This is a genomic window from Brevundimonas staleyi, from assembly GCF_041893865.1.
In the GTDB taxonomy this organism is placed as follows: Bacteria; Pseudomonadota; Alphaproteobacteria; order Caulobacterales; family Caulobacteraceae; genus Brevundimonas; species Brevundimonas staleyi.
Map to the genome: position 1 here is coordinate 842,921 of NZ_CP169082.1, position 25,968 is coordinate 868,888.

Annotated in this window: 25 protein-coding genes and 1 pseudogene; 16 read left to right on the top strand and 10 right to left on the bottom strand. The window is 68.2% G+C overall.

The genetic code is table 11. The features are described 5' to 3' along the window. Window positions 1–33 precede the first annotated feature (33 nt). Window positions 34–1,098 (top strand): substrate-binding domain-containing protein, encoded by a 1,065-nt coding sequence (locus ACETK8_RS04275; protein WP_374038278.1) that lies wholly within the window; start codon window positions 34–36, stop codon window positions 1,096–1,098. Here ACETK8_RS04275 and ACETK8_RS04280 read toward each other — a convergent pair whose 3' ends face one another. From ACETK8_RS04280 to ACETK8_RS04290, 3 genes are all read right to left on the bottom strand, one after another. After that, window positions 1,099–1,782, bottom strand: a complete 684-nt coding sequence (locus tag ACETK8_RS04280) for a class I SAM-dependent methyltransferase (RefSeq protein ID WP_374038279.1) — start codon at window positions 1,780–1,782, stop codon at window positions 1,099–1,101. Beyond that, complete coding sequence (locus tag ACETK8_RS04285) at window positions 1,779–2,864, bottom strand: glycosyltransferase family 4 protein (protein ID WP_374038280.1); 1,086 nt, start codon at window positions 2,862–2,864, stop codon at window positions 1,779–1,781. The genes ACETK8_RS04280 and ACETK8_RS04285 overlap by 4 nt, the downstream gene beginning before the upstream one ends. Window positions 2,865–2,937: 73 nt before the next feature. Continuing rightward, window positions 2,938–3,405, bottom strand: a complete 468-nt coding sequence (locus ACETK8_RS04290) for an Lrp/AsnC ligand binding domain-containing protein (protein ID WP_374038281.1) — start codon at window positions 3,403–3,405, stop codon at window positions 2,938–2,940. A 112-nt stretch (window positions 3,406–3,517) separates the two neighbouring features. On the opposite strand from ACETK8_RS04290, the gene putA reads away from it, so the two are divergent. Then, window positions 3,518–6,649, top strand: coding sequence for a bifunctional proline dehydrogenase/L-glutamate gamma-semialdehyde dehydrogenase PutA (gene putA / locus ACETK8_RS04295; RefSeq protein WP_374038282.1), 3,132 nt, complete (start codon window positions 3,518–3,520; stop codon window positions 6,647–6,649). Between the two features lie 16 nt (window positions 6,650–6,665). Here putA and ACETK8_RS04300 read toward each other — a convergent pair whose 3' ends face one another. The 3 genes from ACETK8_RS04300 to ACETK8_RS04310 all read right to left on the bottom strand — a co-directional run bounded on the left by ACETK8_RS04300 (window position 6,666) and on the right by ACETK8_RS04310 (window position 10,925). Continuing rightward, the gene (locus ACETK8_RS04300) at window positions 6,666–8,234 is read right to left on the bottom strand and encodes a GAF domain-containing sensor histidine kinase (RefSeq protein ID WP_374038283.1); all 1,569 of its coding nucleotides are present in this window, start codon (window positions 8,232–8,234) and stop codon (window positions 6,666–6,668) included. Between the two features lie 85 nt (window positions 8,235–8,319). Continuing rightward, window positions 8,320–9,234 carry a hydroxymethylglutaryl-CoA lyase gene (locus tag ACETK8_RS04305; RefSeq protein ID WP_374038284.1) on the bottom strand — a complete coding sequence of 305 codons (915 nt, stop codon included), beginning with the start codon at window positions 9,232–9,234 and terminating at the stop codon, window positions 8,320–8,322. Next, on the bottom strand, window positions 9,231–10,925 hold the full coding sequence (locus tag ACETK8_RS04310) for an ArnT family glycosyltransferase (protein WP_374038285.1): 1,695 nt from the start codon (window positions 10,923–10,925) through the stop codon (window positions 9,231–9,233). Before ACETK8_RS04310 ends, ACETK8_RS04305 begins: the two co-directional genes overlap by 4 nt. Before the next feature lie 65 nt (window positions 10,926–10,990). Between ACETK8_RS04310 and ACETK8_RS04315 the strand changes: the two genes are divergently transcribed. From ACETK8_RS04315 to ACETK8_RS04325, 3 genes and pseudogenes are all read left to right on the top strand, one after another. After that, window positions 10,991–11,722, top strand: a complete 732-nt coding sequence (locus ACETK8_RS04315; RefSeq protein ID WP_374038286.1) for a glycosyltransferase family 2 protein — start codon at window positions 10,991–10,993, stop codon at window positions 11,720–11,722. A gap of 230 nt (window positions 11,723–11,952) precedes the next feature. After that, complete coding sequence (locus ACETK8_RS04320; protein ID WP_374038287.1) at window positions 11,953–12,378, top strand: hypothetical protein; 426 nt, start codon at window positions 11,953–11,955, stop codon at window positions 12,376–12,378. 87 nt (window positions 12,379–12,465) lie between these two features. After that, window positions 12,466–13,223, top strand: a pseudogene (locus ACETK8_RS04325) (IS5 family transposase). 147 nt (window positions 13,224–13,370) lie between these two features. Here ACETK8_RS04325 and ACETK8_RS04330 read toward each other — a convergent pair. The 3 genes from ACETK8_RS04330 to trhA form a co-directional block, all read right to left on the bottom strand. Then, window positions 13,371–13,712 carry a hypothetical protein gene (locus ACETK8_RS04330; RefSeq protein WP_374038288.1) on the bottom strand — a complete coding sequence of 114 codons (342 nt, stop codon included), beginning with the start codon at window positions 13,710–13,712 and terminating at the stop codon, window positions 13,371–13,373. After that, window positions 13,709–14,362: a polyhydroxyalkanoate synthesis repressor PhaR gene (gene phaR, locus ACETK8_RS04335; protein WP_374038289.1), complete on the bottom strand. Its 654-nt coding sequence runs from the start codon at window positions 14,360–14,362 to the stop codon at window positions 13,709–13,711. Before phaR ends, ACETK8_RS04330 begins: the two co-directional genes overlap by 4 nt. A gap of 74 nt (window positions 14,363–14,436) precedes the next feature. After that, window positions 14,437–15,147, bottom strand: a complete 711-nt coding sequence (gene trhA / locus ACETK8_RS04340) for a PAQR family membrane homeostasis protein TrhA (RefSeq protein ID WP_374038290.1) — start codon at window positions 15,145–15,147, stop codon at window positions 14,437–14,439. A 183-nt stretch (window positions 15,148–15,330) separates the two neighbouring features. Between trhA and ACETK8_RS04345 the strand changes: the two genes are divergently transcribed. The 10 genes from ACETK8_RS04345 to accD all read left to right on the top strand — a co-directional run bounded on the left by ACETK8_RS04345 (window position 15,331) and on the right by accD (window position 23,496). Next, complete coding sequence (locus tag ACETK8_RS04345) at window positions 15,331–16,506, top strand: acetyl-CoA C-acetyltransferase (protein WP_374038291.1); 1,176 nt, start codon at window positions 15,331–15,333, stop codon at window positions 16,504–16,506. Window positions 16,507–16,906: 400 nt separating this feature from the next. Continuing rightward, a complete protein-coding gene (locus tag ACETK8_RS04350) occupies window positions 16,907–17,809 on the top strand; it encodes a class I SAM-dependent methyltransferase (protein ID WP_374038292.1) in 903 nt (300 codons plus the stop codon). Between the two features lie 166 nt (window positions 17,810–17,975). Then, complete coding sequence (locus tag ACETK8_RS04355; RefSeq protein WP_374038293.1) at window positions 17,976–18,710, top strand: pseudouridine synthase; 735 nt, start codon at window positions 17,976–17,978, stop codon at window positions 18,708–18,710. Between the two features lie 37 nt (window positions 18,711–18,747). Next, entirely contained in the window at window positions 18,748–19,002 is a 255-nt protein-coding gene (locus ACETK8_RS04360) for a type II toxin-antitoxin system Phd/YefM family antitoxin (protein WP_374038294.1), read from the top strand. Then, entirely contained in the window at window positions 18,999–19,415 is a 417-nt protein-coding gene (locus ACETK8_RS04365; protein ID WP_374038295.1) for a type II toxin-antitoxin system VapC family toxin, read from the top strand. Before ACETK8_RS04360 ends, ACETK8_RS04365 begins: the two co-directional genes overlap by 4 nt. Next, window positions 19,412–20,044: a phosphoribosylanthranilate isomerase gene (locus ACETK8_RS04370; RefSeq protein ID WP_374038296.1), complete on the top strand. Its 633-nt coding sequence runs from the start codon at window positions 19,412–19,414 to the stop codon at window positions 20,042–20,044. The genes ACETK8_RS04365 and ACETK8_RS04370 overlap by 4 nt, the downstream gene beginning before the upstream one ends. Before the next feature lie 51 nt (window positions 20,045–20,095). Beyond that, complete coding sequence (gene trpB / locus ACETK8_RS04375; RefSeq protein WP_374038297.1) at window positions 20,096–21,310, top strand: tryptophan synthase subunit beta; 1,215 nt, start codon at window positions 20,096–20,098, stop codon at window positions 21,308–21,310. Between the two features lie 2 nt (window positions 21,311–21,312). Then, on the top strand, window positions 21,313–21,759 hold the full coding sequence (locus tag ACETK8_RS04380) for a hypothetical protein (protein ID WP_374038298.1): 447 nt from the start codon (window positions 21,313–21,315) through the stop codon (window positions 21,757–21,759). Continuing rightward, window positions 21,756–22,586 carry a tryptophan synthase subunit alpha gene (trpA, locus tag ACETK8_RS04385; protein WP_374038299.1) on the top strand — a complete coding sequence of 277 codons (831 nt, stop codon included), beginning with the start codon at window positions 21,756–21,758 and terminating at the stop codon, window positions 22,584–22,586. Before ACETK8_RS04380 ends, trpA begins: the two co-directional genes overlap by 4 nt. Window positions 22,587–22,596: 10 nt before the next feature. Then, complete coding sequence (gene accD / locus ACETK8_RS04390) at window positions 22,597–23,496, top strand: acetyl-CoA carboxylase, carboxyltransferase subunit beta (RefSeq protein WP_374038300.1); 900 nt, start codon at window positions 22,597–22,599, stop codon at window positions 23,494–23,496. A 3-nt stretch (window positions 23,497–23,499) separates the two neighbouring features. On the opposite strand, the gene ACETK8_RS04395 is transcribed toward accD, so the two are convergent. Continuing rightward, window positions 23,500–24,468 carry a hypothetical protein gene (locus ACETK8_RS04395; protein ID WP_374038301.1) on the bottom strand — a complete coding sequence of 323 codons (969 nt, stop codon included), beginning with the start codon at window positions 24,466–24,468 and terminating at the stop codon, window positions 23,500–23,502. Between the two features lie 113 nt (window positions 24,469–24,581). Between ACETK8_RS04395 and ACETK8_RS04400 the strand changes: the two genes are divergently transcribed. Continuing rightward, window positions 24,582–25,859 carry a bifunctional folylpolyglutamate synthase/dihydrofolate synthase gene (locus tag ACETK8_RS04400; protein WP_374038302.1) on the top strand — a complete coding sequence of 426 codons (1,278 nt, stop codon included), beginning with the start codon at window positions 24,582–24,584 and terminating at the stop codon, window positions 25,857–25,859. Window positions 25,860–25,968 lie beyond the last annotated feature (109 nt).

Below are 25,968 nucleotides of genomic sequence, written 5' to 3' on the forward strand. Positions count from 1 at the left end.
GTCGCAACTTCGCGTCGCCTGAGAGACTGTTCGATGTCGTTCCTTACGCCCCGCCGGCTGCTCGTCGCCGGAACCGCCGTTCTGGCCCTGAGCGTTGCCGCCTGCGGCGAAGGCGGCGGGCAGAGGAGCGGCATCTGGGCGGCCGGGTCCTCGACCGTCTTCCCGTTCGCGACGCGGGTGGCCGAGAATTTCGGCCGCAACAATCCGGATGGCGCCCCGCCGCGCGTCGAGGCCCTGGGCACCGGCGGCGGCATCCAGGCCTTCTGCCAGGGCGTCGGCCCCTCGACCCCGGACATCGCCAACGCCTCGCGGCCGATGAAGAAGTCCGAGTTCGACAAATGCGCCGAGAACGGCGTGACCGAGATCGTAGAGTTGAAGATCGGCTATGACGGCATCGTCGTGGCCACGGCCCGCACCGGCGCCAGCTTCAACTTCGAACTGAACGACCTCTACGAAGGCCTGGCCAAGGAAGTTCCGGGGCCGAACGGGACCTTCGTTCTGAACCCGGCCCGCACCTGGTCGCAGGTCAATCCGGGTCTGCCGAACCAGCGCATACAGGTCTATGGCCCGCCCCCGACCTCGGGCACCCGCGACGCCTTCCTGGAGCTGGGCATGACGCCGGGCGCCAAGCTGGTGCCGGCAGTGGCCGCGGTCGAGGATCAGGACGCCGACCGCTTCGAGGCCATCGCCCACACGGTGCGCGAGGACGGGGTCTGGGTCGACTCGGGCGAGAACGACAACGCCATCCTGCAGACCCTGACCCGTACGCCGGGATCGCTGGGCGTGTTCGGCTATTCCTTCCTCGAGCAGAACATGGATGTGGTGAAGGCCGAGACCATCGACGGCGTCTATCCGACCCCGGAGAACATCTCGAACGGCACCTATCCCTTGGCGCGCAGCCTCTACATCTATGTGAAGAAGGCCCACATCGGGGTGACGCCGGGCCTGCAGGAGTTCCTGATCGAGTTCACGTCCGAAGCGGCCGTGGGCCGGGGCGGATATCTGCAGGATCGCGGTCTGGTGCCTCTGCCGGAGGCGGAACTGGTGCAGCAGCGCGCCATCGCCACGGCCATGACCCCGATGGCGCGGCCGGAGTAGTCAGGCCGTTTGGCGGTCGTGCTCGGCCACGCGCGCGGCCACGTCCTCGGCCCGCCACAGCGACAGATAGTGATCCGACCAGACCGGGGTCGGCAGGCTGTAGGGCGCGGTCTGGAGATCCAGTTCGCGCGAGGCGCCCGATCGCAGCAAGGTCAGTTCCTTGTTCGGGGCGCCGGTGTTGGAGGTAATCATCAGCCAGCGGGCGCCCGACGCCGACATGTTGCGCAGCGTCGCCCAGACATCCCGCTCGTAGAGGTGGTTGACCAGGTCCTTGGAGAAGATCAGGTCGGCCGGCGCGGGAACCTCGGTGACGATGTCCAGCACCTCGAACCGCCGCCCTGGATGGGCCGCGCGGTTCTGTGCGATCAGGGGCGCGACGATGTCGTAGCCGACGTAGTCGACCTGGGGCCGGTCCCGCAGGAACAGGTCGAACCAGTTGAAATCGCCGCAGGGGACGTCGGCGATGGAGCGGACGCCCAGCTCGTCGACGGTCTTCGTCAGCATACGGATGGAATGCTCGACCGAGCCCGAGCCGAGGTCCGATCCGGGCCCGGAAACCGACTGGCCGGTGGCCCAGCGGCGCGTGCGAAACACGGTTTCGAACCGCTCGCGGTTGGTCGGGTTGGACTGGCCGTAGGGGGTCTGCAACAGTCGGCGAAGACGCCGGAACAAGAGGTCGATCAAGCGGCGGCTCTACGCCGGACGCGGGCGATGCGGCGCAGGCGCCGCCAGAAGCGGCCGCGCTCCGGATCCGGATAGGGCTCGAGGTTCTGCACGAACTGCTCGGCCGAGGCGCGCCAGCTGAACTTCTCGGCATAGGCGCGGGTCGCGTCGCGGTCGCATTTCAGCGCCTCGAGACAGGCGGTTTTCAGGTCCTCGTCGATGGCGCCGGCGTTGGAGCCGGGGACCAGGTCGATGGGGCCGTGGGCCGGATAGGCGGCGACGGGCGTGCCGGCGGCCATGGCTTCCAGGATCACCAGGCCGAAGGTGTCGGTCCACGACGGGAAGACGAAGACGTCGGCGTCACGGAAGCAGCGGGCCAGTTCGTCGCCGAACCGGGCGCCGAGGAATTTCGCCTCCGGATACTTGGCCTGAAGCTCGGCCCGGGCGGGACCGTCGCCGACGACGATCTTGGTGCCCGGCAGGTCGGTCTCCAGGAAGGCCTCGATGTTCTTCTCGACCGCCACTCGGCCGACGTTCAGCCAGTAGGGGCGCGGCCAGTCCTTGCCGCCCAGCTCGTCGAAGATCCGTTCCAGGTCCGGGCGGAAGACGTCGGTGTCGACGCCCCGCGTCCAGGGCGAGATGTTCTTGAAGCCATGCTCCTCAAGCTCCTTCTTGAGCGTGGGGGTGGCGACCATCAGCCGGCCCGACGGCTTGTGGAACCATTTCATGTAGGCGTAGCCGACCTGGACCGGGACGGGGAAACGCGCCGAAATATATTCCGGGAATTTCGTGTGATAGCTGGTCGTGAAGGGCAGTTTCCACTCCACGCAGATGCGGCGGGTGGCGATGCCGATGGGCCCCTCGGTGGCGATGTGGACCGCCTCGGGCTCTAGCGCCCGCAGCTTCTCGCGAATCTCTTCTTCAGCGCCCAGGGCCAGCTTGATCTCGGGATAGGTGGGCGCCGGGATGGTGCGGAACTGGCTGGGTTCGATGACCTCGACCTCATGGCCCATGGCGCGGCATTCCGCGACCGTGCGGGTCAGGGTGCGGACGACGCCGTTGACCTGGGGCTCCCAGGCGTCCGTGGCCAGTACGATGCGCATGTGGGCCGAACGGCTCCCCGCCATTGTCGAGCAGGCAGCTTTAGCGGGTCCCGACGACGATGGCGAGACAGTCCTAAAGCGGCAATGCGGTGGTCGACTTCACCTCTTCGAGAACCGCGTATGTGCGGGTCTCGCGCACGCCGGGCATCCGGGTCAGGACGTCGCCCAGGAAGGCGCGATAGGCGTCCATGTCGCCGACGCGGGCCTTGATCAGGTAGTCGAAGCCGCCCGCCACCATATGGCATTCCAGCACCTCGGGCTGGCGGCGGACCATCTCGGCGAAGGCCTCGAACTGGTCGCCAGTGGTACGATCCAGAAGCACCTCCACGAAGATCATCAGGCCGCGCCCGACCTTGGCCGGGTCGATCAGAGCGGCGTAGCCGGTGATGACCTGACGCTCCCGCAGCCGCCGGACCCGTTCGAAACAGGCGGCCGGCGATAGATTGCACCGCCGGGCGAGTTCCGCGTTTGAGATACGGCCGTCCTCCTGAAGCGCCTTCAGGAGGCGGCGATCGACGGAATCCAAATTATCGGCGGCCATGAGGCCTTCTAGCCGAAGAAACTTCGTTTGTGACAGCCATCATGCGAAGCACATTCGACCGGCTCCGGCATATAGGCAGGTTCGCTCAAAGATCGGGACGCGCTGAGACGCCATGACGACCACCCCTGTTTCGCCGGTTCTCGCCCTGTCCCAGGACTGGGACACGCTGGATCACGGCAAGTTCGCCGACGAACCCTCCATCATCCGGGGCCTGCTGGCCTCCGCGCCCCTGAACGCCGCCGAGCGTCAGGTCGTGGTGGACGAGGCCGTGGGCTTGGTTGAACACGCCAGGAAGAGCCAGAAGAAGCAGGGCGTCGTCGAAAGCTTCCTGCAGGAGTTCTCGCTGGGCACCCGCGAGGGTCTGGCCCTGATGTGTCTGGCCGAGGCCCTGCTGCGCACGCCCGACGAAGGCACGCGCGACAGGCTGATCGCCGAGAAGATCGGTTCGGCCGACTGGGCCTCTCACCTCGGCCAATCCGACAGCCTGTTCGTCAACGCCTCGACCTGGGGGCTGATGCTGACGGGCAAGCTGGTCGACGCCGACGAACAGGCCAAGACCGACCTGCCGGGCTTCCTGACCCGCGTCGCCGGGCGGCTGGGCGAGCCGGTGATCCGCCAGGCCGTGGCCGCCGCCGTCCGCATCATGGGCGAGCAGTTCGTGGTCGGCCGCACCATCGAGGCGGCCCTGAAGCGCGCCAATCGCGAAGGCTGGCTGTGCAGCTTCGACATGCTGGGCGAAGGCGCCCGCACCGCCGCCGACGCCGAACGCTACGAGCGGATCTACGCCGACGCGATCACGGCCGTGGGCAAGACGGCCAAGGGGCAGGGGCCCGAGGTTGGGCACGGCGTCTCGGTCAAGCTGTCGGCCCTGTCGCCCCGCTATGAGGCCACGCACGAGGGCCGCGTCTGGGACGAGCTCTATCCGCGCGTGCTGAGGCTGGCGAAGATCGCCGCCGACGCCGACATCAACTTCACCATGGACGCGGAGGAGGCGGACCGCCTCGCCCTGTCGCTGAAGCTGCTGGACCGCCTGTCGCGCGAGCCCGAGCTGGGTCAGTGGAAGGGTCTCGGCTTGGCGGTTCAGGCCTATCAGAAGCGCGGCCCCGAGGTGATCGCCCGCGTCGCCGAACTGGCCCGGACCTCGGGTCGTCGCCTGATGGTCCGTCTGGTTAAGGGCGCCTATTGGGACACCGAGATCAAGCGCGCCCAGGTCGCGGGCCGGACCGACTATCCGGTCTTCACGACCAAGGCGGCGACGGACCTGAACTATCTGGTCTGCGCGCGGGCCATGATCGAGGCGGCACCGCACCTCTACGCCCAGTTCGCCACCCACAACGCCCATTCGCTGGCCGCCGTGCATCGGATGGCGAAGGAAGCCGGGGTCAAGATCGAGTTCCAGCGCCTGCACGGCATGGGCGAGGCCCTGTATGACGCCGCCGCCGAGACCTTCGGTCCGGTGACGGTGCGCGCCTATGCCCCCGTCGGCGGGCATGAGGACCTGCTGCCCTATCTGGTGCGTCGTCTGCTGGAGAACGGCGCCAACTCGTCGTTCGTCCACGCCTTGCTGGACGAACGGGTGCCCGCCTCCGCCGTCGCCGCCGACCCCATCGCCTCGGTCGAGGCCCATCCCGACCGCCACGCCAAGATCCCCACGCCCAAGGACATGTACATGGACCGCCAAAACTCTCTGGGTCGCGACTATTCGCAGAAGGCCGACCGCGAGCGGCACGCCGCCGCCCTGCAGAAGGTCGATGCGGAAAAGCTGACAAGCGGCCCCATTGTCGGCGGCAAGCTGATGGCCGGGACGAACGCCCAGGACGTGACCAACCCCTACGACCGGTCCCAGGTGCTGGGCCATGTGTCGGAGGCCTCGACCCAGGACATCGACAACGCCGCCAACGCCGCCGCCAAGGCCCAGATCGCCTGGGACCGCGCGGGCGGATCGCGCCGGGCGCCGGTGCTGCGGGCCATGGCCGATGCGCTGGAAGCCGACATGGACCGGCTGGTCGCCCTTCTGTCGCGCGAAGCCGGCAAGACGCTGAACGACGGCGTGGCCGAGGTGCGCGAGGCCGCCGACTTCTGCCGCTACTACGCCATGCTGGCCGAGAAGGACTTCGGTGGGCCTCAGCCCCTGACCGGCCCGGTGGGCGAGACCAATCGTCTGGTCCTGCACGGACGCGGCGTCTTCGCCTGCATCAGCCCGTGGAACTTCCCCCTGGCCATCTTCACCGGCCAGATCGCGGCGGCCCTGGCGGCCGGCAACGCGGTCCTGGCCAAGCCGGCGGAACAGACGCCCCTGATCGCGGCGGAGGCGGTGCGCCTCTATCACAAGGCCGGGCTGAACCCGGACCTCTTGGCCCTCGTCCCCGGTCGCGGCGAGACGGTGGGCGCGGCGCTCGTTTCGCACCCGGTCGTCGACGGCGTGGCCTTCACGGGCGGCACGGACACGGCCGCGGCCATCAACCGCTCCATCGCCGCGCGGCCGGGCGCCATCATCCCCTTCATCGCCGAGACGGGCGGCCTGAACGGTATGTTCGTGGACACCACGGCCCTGCGCGAACAGGTCATCGACGACGTGATCCTGTCGGCCTTCGGCTCGGCCGGTCAGCGGTGCTCTGCCCTGCGCGTCCTCTATGCGCCGAAGGATTCGGCCGACAGCCTCATCGAAGGCCTGAAGGGCGCGCTGGCCGCCCAGGTGCTGGGCGATCCGTCCGACCCGGCCTCTGACATCGGCCCGGTGATCGACCCGGAGAGCCGCCAGATGCTGGAGGCCCACGTCAAACGCCTCCAGAAGGACGCCAAGGTCGTGGCCCGCGCCATGATGCCGGAGGGCTCGGAACGTGGCGACCTGTTCGCCCCGACCATCGCCGAAATTCCGAGCCCGGATTATCTGGAACGCGAGGTCTTCGGCCCGATCCTGCACGTCTACCGCTACGACCCCGCCGACCTGAAGGCGGTGGCGGGCAAGCTGGCGGCGCGGGGCTATGGCCTGACGCTGGGCGTCCACTCGCGTATCGAGGCCTTCGCCGAGGAAGTCATCTCACTGGTCCCGGCCGGCAACGTCTACATCAACCGGGGTGTCACCGGCGCCGTCGTGGGTGTCCAGCCGTTCGGCGGCGAGGGCCTGTCGGGTACAGGGCCCAAGGCCGGCGGTCCGAACAGCCTGATCCGCTATGCGTCGGAAAAGGCGATCTCGAACAACATCTCCGCTCAGGGCGGCGATCCGGCCTTGCTGAACCTCTGATCCGGAGCGAGGCGGCTTAGGCCGCCGCCTCGTCCATCGGCACGTCGAACCAGAAGGTGGAGCCGTGGCCGGGGGTGCTTTCGGCCCCGATCTGGCCGCCCATCAGCTGGATCAGCCGCTTGGAGATGGCGAGGCCGAGGCCGGTGCCGCCATAGAGGCGTGTGGTCGAGGAATCGGCCTGGGTGAAGCGATCGAACAGCCGATCAACGGCCTCCGGCGAGATGCCGATGCCGGTGTCGCTGACCGACATCCTCAGACGCCCGTCGCCGTCCGCCACAGTCAGGCGGATCGAGCCCTCGGCCGTGAACTTGATCGCGTTGGACAGGAAGTTCAGCAGGACCTGACGCAGCCGGTTCTCGTCCCCGACGACGGAGGCGGGGACGGAGGCCTCGATATGGGTCTCAAGCGTCAGACCCTTGGCGCGGCACTGGTCGGCGACCATGGCGGCGGCGCCCTCGGCCAGGACGTGCGGATCGAAGGGGGCGCTGTCCAGCTCGACCGCATCGGCCTCCAGCCGCGAATAGTCGAGCACGTCGTTGATCACCGCCAGCAGGGCGTTGGAGGCGGCCGAGATCCGCGTCGCGAAATGCCGCTCCTTGTCCGTCAGGGTCGGGCTGGCCTTCAGGAAGGCGGAAAAGCCGATGATGCTGGTCAGCGGCGTCCGGATCTCGTGGCTCATGTTGGCCAGGAACTCGGACTTGGCCTGGGCGGCGGCCTCGGCGGCGTCGCGCGCCTCGATCAGGGCCTCCTTGTCGCGGACGGCCTCGGTGATGTCCTGGAACACTCCGAACAGGGCCGTGACATTGCCCTTGCTGTCGCGTTCGCAGCGGGCCTTGGTGCGGGTGACCCGTTCCTGACCGTCCCGGCGGGTCAGGCGCAGGTGGGCGTCGTAGCCTTGGCCGGTGGTCATGGCCCGATCGATGAAGCCGCGCACTACGGCGGCGTCATCCTCGTTATAGGCGCCTTCCATACTGTAGGTGGAAGGATCCACCTGGCCGGGCGAGAAGCCGTGGATGCGGAAGACCTCGTCGGACCAGGTGACCTTGCCGGAGGCCACGTCGACGCTGAAATGGCCGACGCCGGCCATGGCCTCGGCCAGTTCCAGGGTCTGGCGCTTGGCGGCGCTGGCCCGCTCGTCCTGTTCCAGGTCGTAGAGGTCGCCGGCCATGATCGAGAGGCGGCGCAGCGTCGCCACCTGCTCCTCGTTCAGGGATCGGGGCACGATGTCGAACACGCCGATGGAGCCGACGGGCAGTCCGGCGCGGTCGCAGATGGTCGCCCCGGCATAGGCCCGGATGAAGGGCGCGCCCGCCACCATCGGATGGGTCGAGAACTGGGGATGGGCGGCCGCATCCTCGACCATCATGATGGCCTTCGGGCCCTGGGCCAGAAGCAGCTTGGTCACATTGAGTTCGGGCGGGATGTTGGTGTCGTCCATCCCCAGGATGGTCCGGCGCAGGACGCCGTCGTCCCCGTAGATCGAGACCATGCTGATCGGCGCGTCGAACAGGGCGCAGGTCGTCAGCAGCAACCGATCGATCGCGCTTTCGGCGTGGGCGCCGCTTTCGAAGATGTTGCCTTCCAAACCGGAGGCTCCCGTTTGCCGTGCGACGCTACTGCGAGGCTCGTTCCAATGGAATACGCATACGAGACAAGGGTTCAGCGTCGCCTTAACGCGGCCAGCCTCCGGCGCGGCTGAGGGCGCTGGGTGCCGGGCGGCCGATCTTCTCGCCGATCCATCGGGCGGTTCCGATCAGGGCGTCCAGGTCGTAGCCGGTCGAATAGCCGGCGCGCTCTAGCATGTAGGCCAGATCCTCGGTCGCCACATTGCCCGTGGCGCCGGGCGCGAAGGGGCAGCCGCCGATGCCGCCGACCGAGGCGTCCAGCACGTCCACGCCCGCCTGAACCGCCGCATAGGCGTTGGCGACGCCGGAGTTGCGGGTGTCGTGGAAATGGAGGCGCAAGACAGCGTCTGGCGCGACGGCCTTCGCCGCCTCGATCTTTCGGGTGACGCTCCAGGGATCGCCGACGCCGATGGTGTCGGCCAGGCCGATCTCGGAGACGCCCATGGCGGCGATCTCGGCGACCAGATCGCTGACCTGCGCGACCGAAACCTCGCCGTCGAAGGGGCAGCCCCAGACGCAGCTGAGGACGACCGACAGGCTGGGGACCGGCGCGTCGCCGCCTTCGGAGTTGCGACGGCCCGCCAGGATGCCGCCGAGCATCGCGACCTGATCGCGGACGGCCAGGCCCTGGTTTTTCAGGCCGAAGCCGTCGGTGACCGACAGGGAGACGTTGACCTCGTCCACGCCCGTGCCCAGCGCCCGGTCGTAACCCTTGCCGTTCAGGACCAGGCCGATGCGGCTGCGGCCCTCGGCGTGGGGCAGGGCGGCCATGACCTCTTCGGCGCCGGCCATCTGGGGCACCAGTTTCGGATGGACGAAGCTGACGGCCTCGATCCTTTTCGCCCCGGCGGCTTCGAGGCGCAGAACCAACTCGGCCCGGGTGGCGGGATCGAGAATGGCCTTTTCGTTCTGGAGGCCGTCGCGGGGGCCGACCTCGACGATCTGGATCGGGCGGCTCAAGGACGTGTCTCCGGATCGGCGGCGGTACCGGTGGGGGCGTAGACGGTCAGGCGGACGTCGTCGCCGCTGGAGTAGTTGTGGCCGGTGACCACGCCGACGGCGCGGCCGGGCACGCCGGTATGGGCTGTGGCCTGACGGAAGGCCTCGTCATCACCGGTCTCGACGATGGCGGGGCGGCCCTCGGCCAGGGCGCGGGCGGCGCCGGCGGCGTCGGTCAGTTCGGTGTCGCGGCCGGTGACGAAGACGAAGCTGGGTTCATGGAAGGTGGTGATGGCGACCGGACCGGGGGTCAGGCCCTGACGCGGCGACAGGCCGTTCTTTTCCAGCATGGCCTCCAGACGCGGGGCGATGGAGAGGGGGCGCAGCTGGCGGATGGTCCCGGCCAGGGCCGCATGGGCGACGATGCCGAAGCCCAGGGCGATCAGGACGCCGGTCACCGCCGCGCGGTTCAGCAACAGGAAGCCGCCGATCAGGGCGGCCATGACGGCGCAGACGACGGTGATGGTGGCCCAGGTCTGGGCCGTCGAGGTGCCGTAGACGGTCAGGCCATAGACGGCGATGCCGCTGATCAGCACGGCGGCGAAGGCGGCGAGACCCGCGCCGACCCAGCGCGAAATCTTGCCGATCGGCTGGGTCAGGGCGGCGGCCATCAGCAGCGCGATCGCCCCGAAGGTGGGCAGGGTGTAGTGGGCCAGCTTGGTCGGGGCGAGCTCGAAGATCAGCCAGCAGGGGACCAGCCAGCAGACCAGGAAGCGGATCGCGGGCTCGACCCGGCGATGCCAACCGGTCGACAGGGCGGCGGGCAGCATCAGGGTGGCGGGGAAGAGCAGCAGGGGCGAGATGACCGCATACATGCCGATGAAGCCGCCGTGGCTTTCGTCCGCTCCGGTGACCTTGTTGCCGAGGTCGTTGCCGATGGCCTCGCGCCAGAAGCCGCCGTCGGTGGCGATGGTCACGGCGATGGCCCAGGGGCCGACGATCAGGATCAGGAGCGGCAGGCCCCAACCCCAGCCCAGACGCTTCAGCCAGGCCCACTGACGGTCCCACAGGCAGAGCATGATGAGGGCGGGCACGACGACCAGAAGCCCGATCGGGCCCTTGATGAGGATGGACAGGCCCGTGCCCAGCCAGAACATCAGCTTCCACAGCCGCTGGCTCGGATCGCCCTTCACCAGGGGGGCGATGCGCGACGCCATATAGAGCCGCGCCAGACCGGCCATGGCCAGCGTCACCGAGCCGCACAGCATGGCGTCGGTCTTGGCGATCCCGGCCTCGGACGACAGCAGGAAGGTCGCGCCCAGCATGGCGCCGCCAAGGAAGCCCGCGCGCGCGCCGAACAGGGCCGTTCCCGCCCAGGCGCAGGCCCAGGCGGCCAGCATGGCGCCGAGAAGCGACGGGATGCGGTAGGGGGCGATGTCGCGGTTCTCGACCTTGGACGTCAGGCCCACGGCCGCGGCCTGCATCCAGTAGATGCCGATGGGCTTCTTCCAGCGGGGGTCGTTCTGGAAGCGGATGTCGACATAGTCGCCGCTCTCCAGCATCTGCGACGTCGCCTGGGCGTAGCGGCTTTCGTCGCGGTCCAGCGGCGGCAGCAGCAACAGGCTGGGCAGGCCGGCGATCAGGGCGACGAGCGCCGCCAGCAGAGGGCCGCGCCAGCCGGCGATGTGGCGATCCAGGTTCGGGCGCGTCATGCCCTCTTGCTACACCAACATGAACGGGGCTGCGAGCGGGCGGATTTTTGAGCTAGAGAGCGAAGATGCAGAGCGCCGAACTCCCTTCGATCTCCATCGTCGTGCCGGTCCATAACGAGTCCGGGGCCGCTGTGCCCCTGGCGCGGGAGATCGCGGCGGCCTTCGGCGGCCGGGCCCATGAGATGATCTTCGTCGACGATGCGTCGAAGGACACGACCCTGGCCGAGCTGAAGGCCGTGATGGCCGAACTGCCGACGCTGCGGGTCCTGGCCCACGCGACCAACGCGGGCCAGAGCCGGGCGGTGCGGACGGGCGTGCTGGCGGCGCGGGGCGCGATCGTGGTCACGCTGGACGGCGACGGGCAGAACCCGCCGGAGGATGCGCCGAAGCTGGTGGATGCCCTCATCAACGCTCCGCCCCAGGTCGCTCTGGTCGGCGGCGTGCGCCAGAAGCGGCAGGATTCCCAGGCCAAGCTCTGGGCCTCGCGCTGGGCCAACCGGATCCGGAAGCGGCTGCTGGGCGACGACGCCGACGACACGGGCTGCGGGCTGAAAGCCTTCCGCCGCGACGTCTTCCTTCGGCTCCCGTACTTCGATCACGTCCACCGCTATCTGCCGGCCCTGGTGATCCGCGAGGGGTACGAGAACCGCTATCTGCCGATCGGGCATCGCCACCGCGAGACGGGCCAGTCGAAATATACGAACTGGGGCCGGCTGAAGAACTCGTTCTCGGACCTGCTGGGCGTCATGTGGCTGAAGACGCGATCGCGGCGGCCGGGCGCGATCACCGAGTTCTAGGCGCCGTCTGCACTGTTCCCGGAATTTGGAGTGCAGGGTGCAGGGTCATCGTGAATGCGACGTATCAAAGACCGAGCCTGAAATGGCGCGGCAGGACGTCGTTTCAAGAGGGTTAGGGAAATAATTCTCATTCATCGTTTCGCCTGTCTGGCGAACTGACGTAGCCGTATGGAGCGAACGGGAGTATGCGTCGTTAACAAGCTCGGCCGTTCAAACACGAGACCCTGACCATGCTGATCGCCCTGCCTCTTCTGGCCATCCCGGTCGTGATCTACAACATCGTGATCCTGTTCGGAGCGGGCGGGGGCGGCGGCATGGCTGCGGCCGACGACATCCTGCGCCAGCCCATGTTCTCGATCCCGATGGCGTCCGGCGCGAGCTGGAACGTGGGGGTGGGCGACCTGATCCTGTTCCTGTCGCTGATCCTGCTCTTCTTCGAACTGCTGAAATCGACGTCGAGCCAGAAGGTGGCGATCGTCAATCACGCCCTGTCGATGATCCTGTTCGTGGTCTGCCTGGTCGAGTTCCTGCTGATCCGGGGCTTCGCGACCTCGACCTTCTTCCTGGTCGTGACCATGGTCATGCTGGACGTGCTGGCCGGGTTCATCGTGACCATCATCTCGGCCCGCAAGGACCTGGACTTCGGCGGGGCCTGAGGCCCCTGGCGGCCTAGGGTCCGTACTCAATAAGGTCTGGCGGTGAGTTTGGCGTTCTGATTCAAGGCTTCTGGAAGGGAGCCTTGGATGCGGAAGCTTTACTGGCTGGACGACGAAGCTTGGGCGCGGATCGAGCCGCACCTTCCGACGGGACGGCGAGGGGCGCGCAGGGTCGATGATCGCCGCGTGTTGTCGGGCATCGTGCACATGCTGCAGTCAGGCGCGCGCTGGCGGGACTGCCCGCCGGAGTACGGGCCATACACGACGGTCTACAACCGCTTCAATCGCTGGAGCCGGCAGGGCGTTTGGCACGACATCTTCAAGGCCCTGACCGGCCACAGCGGCATCTACTCCTCGGCCGCCATCGACAGCACCTCGGTCAAGGCCCATCGCTCGGCGGCGGGCGCAAAAGGGGGGGCTTCGTCCAGGGCATAGGCCGCTCCAGAGGCGGCCGCACGACCAAGATCCACGGCCTCGTGGACGATCGAGGGCGACCCCGTGTGCTGTTGCTCAGCGCCGGCAACACCAACGACATCACCATGGCCCACGCCCTGATCGAGGCGGCCGGACCGTTCGCAAGGCTGCTGGCGGACCGCGGCTACGACGCCGATCACCTCCGAAGGCGACTGGCCGAACGACGCGCCGAGGCCGTCATCCCGACCACGACCTCGCGCAAGCGGCCCATCCCCTACGACGTCGTCGCCTACCGACAGAGGAACACCGTCGAACGCCTATGGGCCAGGCTCAAGGACTTCAGGCGTATCGCGACACGCTACGACAAACTCGCCGCGAACTTCCTCTCCAGCGTCCTCATCGCCGCCACCGTCGCCTATTGGGCCAAATGAGTCCGGACCCTAGATCAGGGCCGCGAAGATCAGGGAGACGACGAGGACGTCGAAGGCTTTGGCGGCGAAGGCGAGGGTCATGGCGGCGTCCGGAAAACGGAAAGTCGCCTGTCTCGCTGCAAGGGCCGGGCCAGTTTTCCCCTGTCGCTAGAGTTCCGTCTTCTTGATCAGTCCGGCGGGCGGGCGACGGTCCTTTTCGCCCGAATATTCGGCTCCGAGGTAGGTGGCGCGGGCCGCGTCCATCACCGGAGGGCCGCCCTTGAGCCCGCGCCGCTGGCCCGTCTGGCCGTACATCTGGGCCGCGAAGGCGGCGGCCGGATCGGCAGGGGCGGTCGAGGCGGCAGGGCTTGCCGGGTCCGGCGTCTCGTCGACGACCTTGCCGACGGGCACCAGTTCGCGACTGGAGGAGCCGGCGCGGCGTTCGGCCTCGCGCCGCTGGCCGCTGCGGCGGTCGCTCACCGATCCGACAGGGCGGACGCCGTCGGTCACGGCTTGGGGCTGCCCGCGAGACGGTCGATCTGGGCGCGCATCTCGTCCATCTGGCGACGCATTTCGTCGAGCGCCGGATCGCCGGCGGGGGCCGAGGTCGGGGCGGGGGCCGGCTGAGCCGGCGTCTCGGCGTCGGTGCGGCCGTAGGCGAAGGCCGGGAACATCTTCATGGCGTTCTGGAACATGGCCATGTTCTGCTTGGCGGCGGCTTCCATGAAGCCGGCGCTCATCAGGCCCGAGGCCGGGGTGCCGGCGAAGGCCTTCTGCATCTGGTCGCGGAATTGCTCCTGCTGGCGGGAGAAGTTCTCCAGCGACATCTCGAGATAGGAGGGCAGGACGCCTTCCATCTGGCCGCCGTAGAAGCCGATCAGCTGGCGCAGGAACTGGACGGGCAACAGGGCCTGTCCCCGGCTCTCTTCCTCGAAGATGATCTGGGTCAGGATCTGACGGGTCAGCTCCTCGTTCGTCTTGGCGTCGAAGACGACGAAGTCGATGTTTTCGCGGACCATCTTGGCCAGATCCTCGAGCGTGACATAGGTCGAGGTCGAGGTGTTGTAGAGCCTGCGGTTCGCGTATTTCTTGATGACCACCGGCTCGCCGTTTCCGGCCGCGTTCTTGGTCTTTCCGCCCTGGGTATTGCTGTCGGCCACTTCGGTGTCCTTGTTGCTATGCGGTTGTTATCCCGCACTGCGAAGCCGGGCGCCAGTGGTGTTACGCTTTCGTGTCAGGTCATGTTGGGGGCGAGGACAACGCCCACCAGAACCGCCGCCCAATGGACGCCCGCGCCGGCCACCACGAAGCCGTGCCAGATGGCGCGGCGATACTTCAGCTTGGGCGAGATGAAGAAGAAGACGCCGGCCGTGTAGATCAGGCCGCCCAGGATCAGGAGGCCGAGGGCGATGGGATGGACGGTGTCGATCATGGGCTTCAGCGCCAGGACCGCCAGCCAGCCGAACAGGACGTAGACCCCGCTCCAGAAGGCGTCGGAGATGCGCGGCGCCACCAGCTTGGCGAGGACGCCCGCGAAGGCGATGGCCCAGACCACCAGGGTGAAGCCGATCGACCACCAGCCTTCGAACCTCTGGGTCGTGAAGGGGGTGTAGGAGCCGGCGATCATCAGGAAGATGGCCGCCTCGTCCAGCCGACGCAGCACCGGTCGGGCCGCGCAGGGCCGGGTCAGGTTGTAGATGGTCGAACAGCTCAGCATGGCGATCAGGCAGAGCGCATAGATCGCGGTGGCGAAGACGGCGCCGAACCCGGCGTAGAAGGCCGAGAGGATGGCCAGGACGATCCCGCCCACGGCGGCCAGGGTCAGACCCACGACATGGACGACCAGATCGGCCGTGTGTTCGGCCGGCGACTGGTAGTGCTCCTCCAGATCGATCTGATCCGGGGTGCAAATCCGTCGGGCGTGGCGCTTCAGCGTCTCGAGCATCGTCCCACCTAAGTCGGCATTCGGCCGATCGTTCCGTCGAATATGGGGGCCGGGCATGACTATCGGCTGAACGGACAGGCGACAGGTGACGAATGCTCGCAGATGCGGCAAAACCGCCACGCAAAGTTTCCAGAGGCCTAACGGAACTCCTATCCGAAGCGGCCCCAGAGAGGATTTCTCCCCATGACCGAAGTCGTCATCGTTTCCGCCGCCCGCACGCCGGTCGGCTCCTTCCTGGGCGCCCTGTCGGGCCTGCCGGCGTCCAAGCTGGGCGAGATCGCCATCAAGGCGGCGCTGGAGCGGGCAGGCGTCGCCCCGGCCGAGGTGGACGAGGTGATCCTGGGGCATGTGCTTCAGGCGGCGACGGGTCAGGGGCCGGCGCGTCAGGCCTCGATGGGGGCGGGCATTCCGAAAGAGACCCCGGCCTGGAGCCTGAACCAGATCTGCGGCTCGGGCCTGCGCGCCGTGGCCATCGGCTACCAGCAGATCCTGACGGGCGACGCCAAGGTGATCGTCGCCGGCGGCCAGGAGAGCATGAGCCAGGCGCCGCATGCGCAGCAGCTGCGCGGCGGCCAGAAGATGGGCGACATCTCGCTGATCGACACCATGATCAAGGACGGCCTGTGGGACGCCTTCAACGGCTATCACATGGGCCAGACGGCCGAGAACATCGCCGCGAAGTTCGACATCGGCCGCGAGGCCCAGGACCAGTTCGCCCTGGCCAGCCAGCACAAGGCCGAGGCCGCGCAGAAGGCCGGCAAGTTCGACGAGGAGATCGCGCCGGTTGTCATCGTCGGCAAGAAGGGCGACGTGACCGTCGACAAGGACGAATACATCCGTCACGGCGCGACCCTGGAGTCGATGGAGAAGCTGCGTCCGGCCTTCACCAAGGACGGGTCGGTGACGGCGGCCAATGCCTCCGGCCTGAACGACGGGGCCGCGGCCCTGGTCCTGATGTCGGCCGATGAGGCCAAGGCGCGGGGGCTGGAGCCCCTGGCGACGATCCGGTCCTGGGCCACGGCGGGCGTCGATCCGGCGGTGATGGGCACGGGGCCGATCCCGGCCTCGAAGAAGGCGCTGGAGAAGGCGGGCTGGACCGTCGCCGATCTGGATCGGGTGGAATCGAACGAAGCCTTCGCCGCCCAGAGCCTGTGCGTGCTGAAGGAACTGGGGCTGGACCCGGCCAAGGTGAACGTCAACGGCGGCGCCATCGCCATCGGCCACCCGATCGGGGCCTCGGGCGCGCGAATCCTGACCACCCTGCTGCACGAACTGAAGCGCGAGGGGCTGAAGAAGGGGCTGGCGACGCTGTGCATCGGCGGCGGCATGGGCGTGGCCATGTGCGTCGAGCGGGCCTGACCGGACTCCAAAACACCGTCCGAAGCGTCCGAAGAGTCCGAAGCGTTCGGGTGATGGGGCGAGGACATGGGCGCAGTATGCGGCCGCCGGCGGGGGCGTTAGGGAAAAGCGGTCTTAAAAGTTGGGAGCGTTGTTCTGATTGAGGAAATCGGACGATCCTTTGCCAACTCGAACCCCTTCCTTCTCCCCTTGCGGGAGAAGGTGGCGGGCGAAGCCCGACGGATGAGGGGTACGGGGACGCAGCCGAGATGTGGCTGGTGCTTACCCGGCCCGGGTGAGTTTCACCCCTCACCCGTCGGCGCAAGGACGATCGCTTCGCTTTCGTGCGCCGTCTCCCTCTCCCGCAAGGGGAGAGGGAAGTGGAGGAGACACCGCCCCACCCAAGGTCTATGCACCCCCGATGACGACGACGATCCTCTATGGCCGCCCCCCGCTGGTGTTCGATCCGCCGGGCGCAGCGACCCAGACCTCTCCGCAGATCCCCGGTTCGACCGCGCTGGAAAGCCTGGCCGAGGGCTCGGTCGAGGCGGCGATGGTCTATGCGCCGCCCGGCGTGCTGGAGCGGCGCTATACGCTGGCGCAGGCGTTGCGCGTCCTGAAGGTCGGCGGGCGGCTGGACGTCATGGCGCCCAAGGACAAGGGCGGATCGCGGTTGGGCAAGGAACTGGCCGGCTTCGGGCTGGAGGTCGGGGAGACGGCCAAGGCGCACCATCGGCGCTGCGTCGTCATCAAGACCGGCAAGGAGACGGGCGTAGACGCGGCCATCGCGGCCGGCGCCATTCAGGTCGTGCCGGGGCTTGAGGCGTGGTCGCAGCCGGGCGTCTTCGCCTGGGACCGGATCGACGCCGGTTCGGCGCAACTGGCAGAGCGGATGCCGACGCTGAAGGGCGTAGGCGCCGATCTGGGCTGCGGCTACGGGGCGCTGGCGACGGTCGTTCTCCGGTCGGAGGGGGTGACGTCGCTGCGGCTGGTCGATCTGGATCGGCGGGCCGTCGAGGCGACCAGGAAGAATGTCGAGGATCCGCGCGCGACCTTCGAATGGGCCGATGTGCGGACGCTGGAGGCGAACGGCGACCTGGATTTCATCGTGTCGAACCCGCCCTTCCACGACGGCGGAGCCGAGGACCGGCGGCTGGGGCAGGCCTTCATCAGGAAGGCCGCCGAGATGCTGAAGAAGGGCGGGGTGCTGTGGCTCGTGGCCAACCGGCACCTGCCCTATGAGGCCGAGCTGAGGGAGGCGTTCAAGCGGGTGACGCCGATCTCGGACGGCGGCGGCTACAAGCTGTTCGAGGCGGTGAAGTGAACGACAATTCCCTCCTTTCGTCATCCTCCGACTTGATCGGAGGACGCAGCGGCGCCGAAGGCGATCTGTTCAGGCAGGATGTCGGAAGCGTCGGTGCGCGCGGCAGTTTCGCGCTCTCGCGCGCCGCTGGGTCCCCCGGTCTGCGCCGCAAGCGGCTTGCCGGAGGATGACGAAAGTGAAGAGCGTTCGCGTCGACAAGCTGCTCGGCTCCATGGGTTACGGCTCGCGGACCGAGATCGCGCGGCTGGGCAAGGTCGGGGGGATCGTGCTGGACGGGGTCGATCTGACCGATGTCTCGAAGCGGATCGCGGTGACGGCGGACCTGACCGAACGGATGCTCATCGACGGGCGGCCGCTGGATCCGCCGGCGGGGCTGGTGCTGATCCTGAACAAGCCCTTGGGCATGACCTGTTCGCACAAGGAGGACGGGGCGCTGGTCTATGACGTCCTGCCCGAGCGGTGGCGCCGGCGGGACCCGGCCATCTCGACCATCGGGCGGCTGGACAAGGAAACCAGCGGCCTGCTGCTGCTGACCGACGACGGCGACCTGCTGCACCGGGTGATTTCGCCGAAACGCCATGTCGCCAAGGTCTATCGCGCGACCCTGGCCCGGCCGCTGGTGGGAACGGAAGGGCCGCTGTTCGAGGCGGGCGGGCTGGTGCTGGAGGGCGAGGACAAGCCGCTGGCGCCGGCGTCGCTGGAGGTCATCTCGCCGACCGAGGCCCGGCTGACGGTGACCGAGGGCCGCTATCACATGGTGCGGCGGATGTTCGCCGCCGTGGGCAACCACGTCGAGGCCCTGCACCGCGAGCGGGTGGGGGGGCTGGCTCTGCCGGACGATCTGGCGCCGGGTGAGTGGCGGCTGGCGACGCAGGGTGAGATCGACAGCCTGTTTGTGTGAATTCGACAATGGCCATCTAGATGGCTATCTTGTCGGCATGAGCGAATATTCGATCGCCACCGCCAAGGATCAGTTGCCGCGTCTCATCGACCGGATGCTGGATGGAGAACCCGTCGTGATCACACGCCGGGGCCGCCCGGTGGCGCGTGTGGTGCCCATCGAATCCGCGACCGCAGCGCCGCCTTACAAGATCGATCTTGAATGGCTGCGAAGCGTGCGGGAAGCCACCAAGACCGAAACGTCAGGTGTGACCGACACCGTAAGAGCCATGCGGGAAGACTACAGGTATTGATCGTCACCTTGGACACGAGCGTTCTGGTCGCGGCGCTGACCGAGGAGGAATCTCGCTCGCACGACGCAGTGAGGATGCTTCAGAACCCGGAGGTCTGGCTGATCAGTGATTGGGCCGCCGCAGAGTTCAGCGCCGCCATTCGCGCCAAGGCCCGTAGGGGAGAACTGCAAGAGAGCAAGGTCGGCCTTGTCGATGCATCTTTGGATGCTCTCATAGCCCGCCTGGGCGGCGCCTTTCCCATTGAAGCGGGCGATCATCGTAGATCGCGCGAACTCATCGTCGAGGACGGCGGTATTCGTGCGCCAGATGCTCTTCACATCGTCGCCGCGCAACGCCTTGGCGTCAGCCTCGCGACCTTTGATCTCCATCAGGCGCGCGCTGCGGAGGCGCTTGGCGTTCCGGTCTATAGATGACCCGCGCCAAGATCTGCGGACTGACGACGGCGGAGACGATCGATGTGGCGCTGGATCACGGCGCGGCCTTCGTCGGGGCAGTCTTCTTCGCCAGAAGCCCACGCAACATATCGCCTGAGGATGCAGGGCCGCTGTTCGAGCGGGCGCGGGGGCGGGCCGGAATCGTGGCGGTGACGGTGGATGCGGACGATGACCTGCTGGGCCGGATCGGGGCGTATCTGAAGCCGGACTTCGTGCAACTGCACGGGCATGAGACCGTGGAACGGGCGGCGCAGGTGCGGCGTCTGACCGGGGCCGGGATCATCAAGGTGCTGTCGGTGTCGGCGGTAGAGGACCTCGAGGCGGCGGCCGGGTGGGAAGATCACGCCGACCATCTGATGTTCGATGCGAAGCCGCCGAAGGGATCGGCGCTGCCGGGCGGTGTGGGGGCGTCGTTCGACTGGTCGATGCTGACCGGGCGGTCGTTCGCCCAGCCCTGGTTCCTGGCGGGAGGGCTGAACCCGAAGAATGCGGCGCAAGCCGCGCGGATTTCGGGGGCGCCCCTGCTGGATGTGTCCTCTGGCGTCGAAAGCGCGCCGGGTGTTAAGGACCCGGCCTTGATCGCGGCTTTCCTGAAGGCCGTGGCCTGATCCTCCCGACCGGCCGTATTTCGGCCCTCGCCTGCCTGAAAGCTCGTTCCCGTGAACGCCATCCTCCCCAATACCTACGCCCAGCCCGACGACGAGGGGCGGTTCGGCCCCTATGGCGGGCGGTTCGTGGCCGAAACGCTGATGCCGCTCGTGCTGGAGCTGAACCAGGCCTATGAGGCGGCCAAGGCCGATCCGGCGTTTCAGGCCGAGCTGGACGACTTCCTGACCCACTATGTGGGGCGGCCCAGTCCGCTGTATTTCGCCGAGCGGCTGACGGCCCACCACGGCGGGGCCGACATCTGGTTCAAGCGCGACGAGCTGAACCACACGGGCGCGCACAAGATCAACAACTGCATGGGCCAGATCCTCCTGGCCATGCGGATGGGCAAGAAGCGGATCATCGCCGAGACCGGCGCGGGTCAGCACGGGGTGGCGACGGCGACCGTCTGCGCCCGCTTCGGCCTGCAATGCGTCGTCTACATGGGCGCGACGGACGTCGAGCGGCAGATGCCGAACGTCTTCCGCATGAAGCTGCTGGGCGCCGAGGTGGTGCCGGTGACCTCGGGTCGCGGCACGCTGAAGGACGCGATGAACGAGGCGATGCGCGACTGGGTCACCAACGTGGCTGATACCTACTACCTGATCGGCACGGCGGCGGGGCCGCACCCCTATCCGGCCATGGTGCGCGACTTCCAGGCCGTGATCGGCAAGGAGACGCGGATCCAGATGCTGGCCCGCAAGGAGAAGCTGCCCGACGCCGTGGTCGCGGCCATCGGCGGCGGATCGAACGCCATCGGCCTGTTCCACCCCTTCATCGACGACGCGGGCGTGCGGCTGATCGGGGTCGAGGCGGCGGGGCGCGGGCTGGACGGCCCGGACCATGCGGCCTCCATCCAGGGCGGACGTCCGGGCGTGCTGCACGGCAACCGCACCTATCTGCTTCAGGACGAGGACGGCCAGATCCTGGAAGGCCATTCGATCTCGGCGGGTCTGGACTATCCGGGCATCGGGCCGGAGCACGCCTGGCTGAAGGATATCGGCCGGGCCGAGTATCGGGCGACCACGGACGCCGAGGCGCTGGAGGCCTTCCAGCTGTGCTCGAAGCTGGAAGGGATCATTCCGGCGCTGGAGCCCAGCCATGCCCTGGCGCGCGTGGGCGAGATCGCCCACGAGGTCGGCAAGGGCGGCGACGTGGTGCTGAACATGTGCGGGCGGGGCGACAAGGATATCTTCGCGGTGGCGAAGCATCTGGGCGTGGAGTTGTAACGATGAAGACGATGATGATGGCGGCCGCTCTGGCCCTTCTGCCGATGACGGCCATGGCGCAGGCGACCGGGACCACGGGCGCGACCGGCGTCGGCATGCCGATCGAGGCGCCTGTGCTGGCCGGCGCGACGCTGGATCCCGCCTGCGGCAACCTCTACAACATGGCGGGCAAGGCCTTCTGCGTCACCGCGCCCCTGGCCGCCATCGGCGGGATCGCCGAGGCCTACATCACCCATTTCGAGAGCGAAGGCTGGATCGCGGCCGGCGGCGACGACAACCGGGTGGTCTTCGTCAAGCGTCGCGACGGCGGCGGCTGCGACGGCATGCAGATGCAGGCCTTCTACGACACCAACCGTCCGGCCGGCCCGGACGTGCCGGGCTATATCGGCATGGCGACCATTCCGGGCAATGTCTGCGCCGACCCGAACGCGGCCGCGACGCCGCAATGACGACCGCGCGTATCGATGCCCGCTTCGAGGCTCTGAAGGCCGAGGGCCGGGCCGGGTTCGTGACCTATGTCATGGCCGGCGACCCCTCGCGCGACGAGGCGCTGGAAATCCTGCGCGGCCTGCCCGCCGCCGGGGCCGATATCATCGAACTGGGCTTCCCGTTCAGTGATCCGATGGCCGAGGGGCCGCCGATCCAGCGCGCCGCCCTGCGCGGGCTGAAGGCCGGGCTGACGTTGCGCGGCACGCTGGACCTCGCCGCCGCCTTCCGTGAGGGCGACGCCGACACCCCCCTGATCCTGATGGGCTATCTCAATCCCATCGAGAGCTATGGTTACGAGGCCTTCGCGCGCGATGCGGCGGCGGCGGGCGTGGACGGCTGCATCGTCGTGGACTGCCCGCCGGAAGAGGCCGATCCGCTGACCGATGCGCTGGATGCCGCCGAGGTGTCGCTGATCCGGCTGGCGACGCCGACGTCTGACGACGCGCGTCTGGAGGTGATCGCCAAACGGACCTCGGGCTTCGTCTACTATGTCTCGGTCGCGGGCGTGACCGGGGTGAAGGAGGCGCAATCGGCCTCGGTCGCTCCGGCCGTGGAGCGGGTGCGGAAGGCCTCGGGCCTGCCCGTCGCGGTCGGCTTCGGGGTCAAGACGCCGGAGCGCGCCGCCGAGATCGCCCGCGTCGCCGATGCGGTGGTCGTGGGCTCGGTGCTGGTGGAAGAGGTCGCCGCGGCGCTCGAAGCGAACGAACCGGCGGCCAGCCGCGTTCTGACCAAGGTGAAGTCGCTGGCCGACGCCGTGCGTGGTGCGCGCGTGACGGAAAGCGTCTAGAGACACGCAAATGGCCGACAAGACCCCTCCCAAAGCCCCGCAGGAAAAGCGCGGCGGCTGGCTCAGCCGCTTCGCCCCGGGCGTCCGCAAGATCGTCAGCCGGCGCGAGACGCCCGACAATCTGTGGGTCAAGGACCCGGATTCGGGCGAGATGCTGTACCGCTCCGACCTGGAGGCCGCCCTGTGGGTGACGCCGTCGGGCCGTCACATGCGGATCAATGCGACCCAGCGTCTGGGCTGCACCTTCGACGGCGGCGAGTACGAAAAGATCGAGTCGCCCGAGGTGGTCGAGGACCCGCTGAAATTCTCGGACGGCAAGTCGTACCGCGACCGTCTGTCGGCCGCGCGCAAGGCCACCGGATCGAAGGACGCCATGTCGATCGGCTTCGGCGAGATCGCCGGGACCGAAGCGGTCGTGGTGGTTCAGGACTTCGCCTTCATGGGCGGATCGCTGGGCATGGCCGCCGGTGAGGGCTTCATCGCCGCCGCCCGCGCCGCCATCGAACGCAAGGTCCCCCTGGTCTGCTTCACCGCCGCCGGCGGCGCGCGGATGCAGGAAGGGGCGCTCAGCCTGATGCAGATGGCCCGCTCGACCCTTGCGGTGCAGGAGCTGAAGGACGCCCAACTGCCCTACGTCGTGGTCCTGACCGATCCGACGACGGGCGGGGTGACGGCCTCCTACGCCATGCTGGGCGACATCCACCTGGCCGAGCCGGGCGCCCTGATCGGTTTCGCCGGTCCGCGCGTGATCGAGACGACCATCCGCGAGAAACTGCCGCCGGGCTTCCAGCGGTCGGAGTATCTGCAGGAAAAGGGCATGGTCGACCGTGTGGTCGCCCGCGCCGACCTGCCGGAAACCTTGGGCAAGCTGCTGTCGATGCTGATGGGTGGCAAGCGTCAGGCCGCCTGAGGTTTACTCCGCCCGTGCGGCGGCGCGACGGTCCCGCGTCATGATGCCGGCGACGGCCGTGGCCTGGGCGTTCGGCGATGTGAGATCGGTGCGAGGCGCATAAAGGGCCTGAAGGTAGGAGCGATCCCACTCGGTGAGGCCGGTCTGGCCGCCGTCGTCGAACAGGTTCAGCACGGTGTCGAAGCCGGCGGTATCGGCCCCCGGATCGATCTGGGCCAGGCCGACGAGGGCGAGATAGTCGCCTAGCTGTGCGGTATCGACCTGGCCCATCCGGTTGACGTCGACGACGATGACCGTCTTGAAGAGAACATCGACGATCTGGGTGCGGAGACGCGAGGCGCCCCTGATCCTGATCATCGGCGCATAGGCCAGGGCGCAATCCGACGGGTTGCAGCCGAGCTGTCGTGCGAGGGTCGAGTCGATCGACTCCATCGAACGCTGGCCCGGAACCCTCACCGCCCGCTGCCCGGTGTCGCTATCGACCGGAAGGCTGAGCGACCACCAGCGGACCGGAGCGTCGCCGTGCTGGAAGTCGCGCATGGCCGCCGGGCCGCGATCCACTCCGCTGACGTTGGGCTGGAACAGGTCGGGCTGGGCGGCGACCAGGGCCTGGGCGACGCCGGGACCGTCCGTCGTGAAGACGACCACCAGATTGGGATCGCAGCCGGGATCGCCGGTCGGGATGTCGAGGTCGGCGGCCACGGCGGTGATCCGATCGACCAGAGCCTGGGCGGCGTCGCGCGACAGGTTGGCGACGCCCGGACAGACACGCATCTCCCATTTGGCCAGTCCGCGTCGGTAAACCGGCGCGGCGATACGGCCCACGAAGTCGCGGACGGCCTCGCTTGTCGGGCGGCCCGTGATGGTGACGTCGGGCAGGGCGGTCTGGGCCTGATCCTGCTGCCGGGGCGGCGGCGCATCGGCGGTGTTCAGACCGAGCAGGAGCGAGGACAGGATAGCGGCGACGGGCATCGGCGGACCTCCGGTTGAGAGGCGAGCCTATCTTGACGATTTCAGGCTTTCCAAATGCTTTGTCGCCGCAGCAGGCCTCTCCCTTGCCGCATGGGAGGGGGATATGAAGGCCCATGGACCCCGTCTCCGAACGCCTGCGCGCCCGCCATCCCCAGAAGATCGACCTCTCGCTGGACCGGATGCGGACCCTGTGCGCCGTGCTGGGGGAGCCGCAGCATCGTCTGCCGCCGGTGATCCATGTGGCCGGGACCAACGGCAAGGGATCGACCATCGCCTTCATCCGCGCGATGGCCGAAGCCGCCGGGCTGAAGGTCCATGTCTACACCTCGCCGCATCTGGTGCGGTTCAACGAACGGATCCGGCTGGCGGGAGAGTTGATCTCCGACGCGCAGTTGTCGGCGATCCTGGACCGGATCGAGGGGGTGAAGGGCGTGGAGACGACGGTGTTTGAAAGCACCACGGCCGCCGCCTTCGTCGCTATGGCCGAGACGCCCGCCGACCTGGCCATAATCGAGGTGGGTCTGGGCGGGACGCTGGATGCGACCAATGTCATCGAGCGGCCGTTGCTGAGCGTCATCGCGCCGGTCGATCTGGATCATGCCGAGTTCCTGGGGACTGAGATCGCCGGGATTGCGGGCGAGAAGGCGGGCATCCTCAAGGCCGGGGCGCGGGGGCTGATCGCACGACAGTCTGAAGAGGCCATGGCGGTGATCGAGGCGAAGGCCTCGGTGGCGGGCGTGCCCCTGACCGTCATGGGTGTGGATTTCGACGCCTGGGACGAGCGCGGCGGCATGGTGTTTCAGGATCAGGAACAGGCCTTCGACCTGCCGGCGCCCGCGTTGAAGGGGCCGCATCAGGTCGCCAACGCCGGGCTGGCGGCGGCCGTGGCGCTGGAGCTGGGCCTGTCGGTGGAGGCGATCGCGGCGGGGGTGGCGAACGCGACCTGGCCTGCAAGGATGCAGCGGCTGTCGGCCGGACCCTATGGCGAGAAGGCGCGGGCGGCGGAGGCGGAGCTGTGGCTGGACGGGGGGCACAATCCCCATGCCGGGCGGGCGCTGGCGGAGGCCCTGGCCGAGCATCAGAGGAAGGCGCCGAGGCCGCTGGCTCTGATCGTCGGCATGCTGGCCAACAAGGATCACGGCGGGTTCTTCGAGGCGCTGAGGGACTCAGACGCCCATGTGCTCACCGTCGGCTTCGAGGGGGCGGCGGCGGAGCCCGAGGCCCTTGCGGCTGTGGCGCGCGGGCATGGATTGGGCGCGCAGGCGGCCGAGAGTGTGGAGGCGGCGCTGGACCGCGCGCTCAGGCTCGGCGCCGGGCGGGTGGTGATCTGCGGCTCGCTCTACCTGGCGGGCGAGGTGCTGGGGGCGTCAGAGGAGACGTGGCCCAGATGACCTCCCTTCTCCCCTTGCGGGAGAAGGTGGCGGGCGAAGCCCGACGGATGAGGGGTACGAAGACGCAGTCGAGATGCCGGGGACAGACGGCTCACCGGCGACAGTGAGT

What these genes read in the sequence shown, in the direction of transcription:
- ACETK8_RS04275 (WP_374038278.1), top strand. Translation starts at nt 34, where the DNA reads ATGTCGTTCCTTACGCCCCGCCGGCTGCTCGTCGCCGGAACCGCCGTT.
- ACETK8_RS04285 (WP_374038280.1), bottom strand. Translation starts at nt 2,864, where the DNA reads ATGCGCATCGTACTGGCCACGGACGCCTGGGAGCCCCAGGTCAACGGC.
- ACETK8_RS04290 (WP_374038281.1), bottom strand. Translation starts at nt 3,405, where the DNA reads ATGGCCGCCGATAATTTGGATTCCGTCGATCGCCGCCTCCTGAAGGCG.
- putA (WP_374038282.1), top strand. Translation starts at nt 3,518, where the DNA reads ATGACGACCACCCCTGTTTCGCCGGTTCTCGCCCTGTCCCAGGACTGG.
- ACETK8_RS04310 (WP_374038285.1), bottom strand. Translation starts at nt 10,925, where the DNA reads ATGACGCGCCCGAACCTGGATCGCCACATCGCCGGCTGGCGCGGCCCT.
- ACETK8_RS04315 (WP_374038286.1), top strand. Translation starts at nt 10,991, where the DNA reads ATGCAGAGCGCCGAACTCCCTTCGATCTCCATCGTCGTGCCGGTCCAT.
- ACETK8_RS04320 (WP_374038287.1), top strand. Translation starts at nt 11,953, where the DNA reads ATGCTGATCGCCCTGCCTCTTCTGGCCATCCCGGTCGTGATCTACAAC.
- trhA (WP_374038290.1), bottom strand. Translation starts at nt 15,147, where the DNA reads ATGCTCGAGACGCTGAAGCGCCACGCCCGACGGATTTGCACCCCGGAT.
- ACETK8_RS04345 (WP_374038291.1), top strand. Translation starts at nt 15,331, where the DNA reads ATGACCGAAGTCGTCATCGTTTCCGCCGCCCGCACGCCGGTCGGCTCC.
- ACETK8_RS04350 (WP_374038292.1), top strand. Translation starts at nt 16,907, where the DNA reads ATGACGACGACGATCCTCTATGGCCGCCCCCCGCTGGTGTTCGATCCG.
- ACETK8_RS04355 (WP_374038293.1), top strand. Translation starts at nt 17,976, where the DNA reads ATGACGAAAGTGAAGAGCGTTCGCGTCGACAAGCTGCTCGGCTCCATG.
- ACETK8_RS04360 (WP_374038294.1), top strand. Translation starts at nt 18,748, where the DNA reads ATGAGCGAATATTCGATCGCCACCGCCAAGGATCAGTTGCCGCGTCTC.
- ACETK8_RS04370 (WP_374038296.1), top strand. Translation starts at nt 19,412, where the DNA reads ATGACCCGCGCCAAGATCTGCGGACTGACGACGGCGGAGACGATCGAT.
- ACETK8_RS04380 (WP_374038298.1), top strand. Translation starts at nt 21,313, where the DNA reads ATGAAGACGATGATGATGGCGGCCGCTCTGGCCCTTCTGCCGATGACG.
- trpA (WP_374038299.1), top strand. Translation starts at nt 21,756, where the DNA reads ATGACGACCGCGCGTATCGATGCCCGCTTCGAGGCTCTGAAGGCCGAG.
- accD (WP_374038300.1), top strand. Translation starts at nt 22,597, where the DNA reads ATGGCCGACAAGACCCCTCCCAAAGCCCCGCAGGAAAAGCGCGGCGGC.
- ACETK8_RS04395 (WP_374038301.1), bottom strand. Translation starts at nt 24,468, where the DNA reads ATGCCCGTCGCCGCTATCCTGTCCTCGCTCCTGCTCGGTCTGAACACC.
- ACETK8_RS04400 (WP_374038302.1), top strand. Translation starts at nt 24,582, where the DNA reads ATGGACCCCGTCTCCGAACGCCTGCGCGCCCGCCATCCCCAGAAGATC.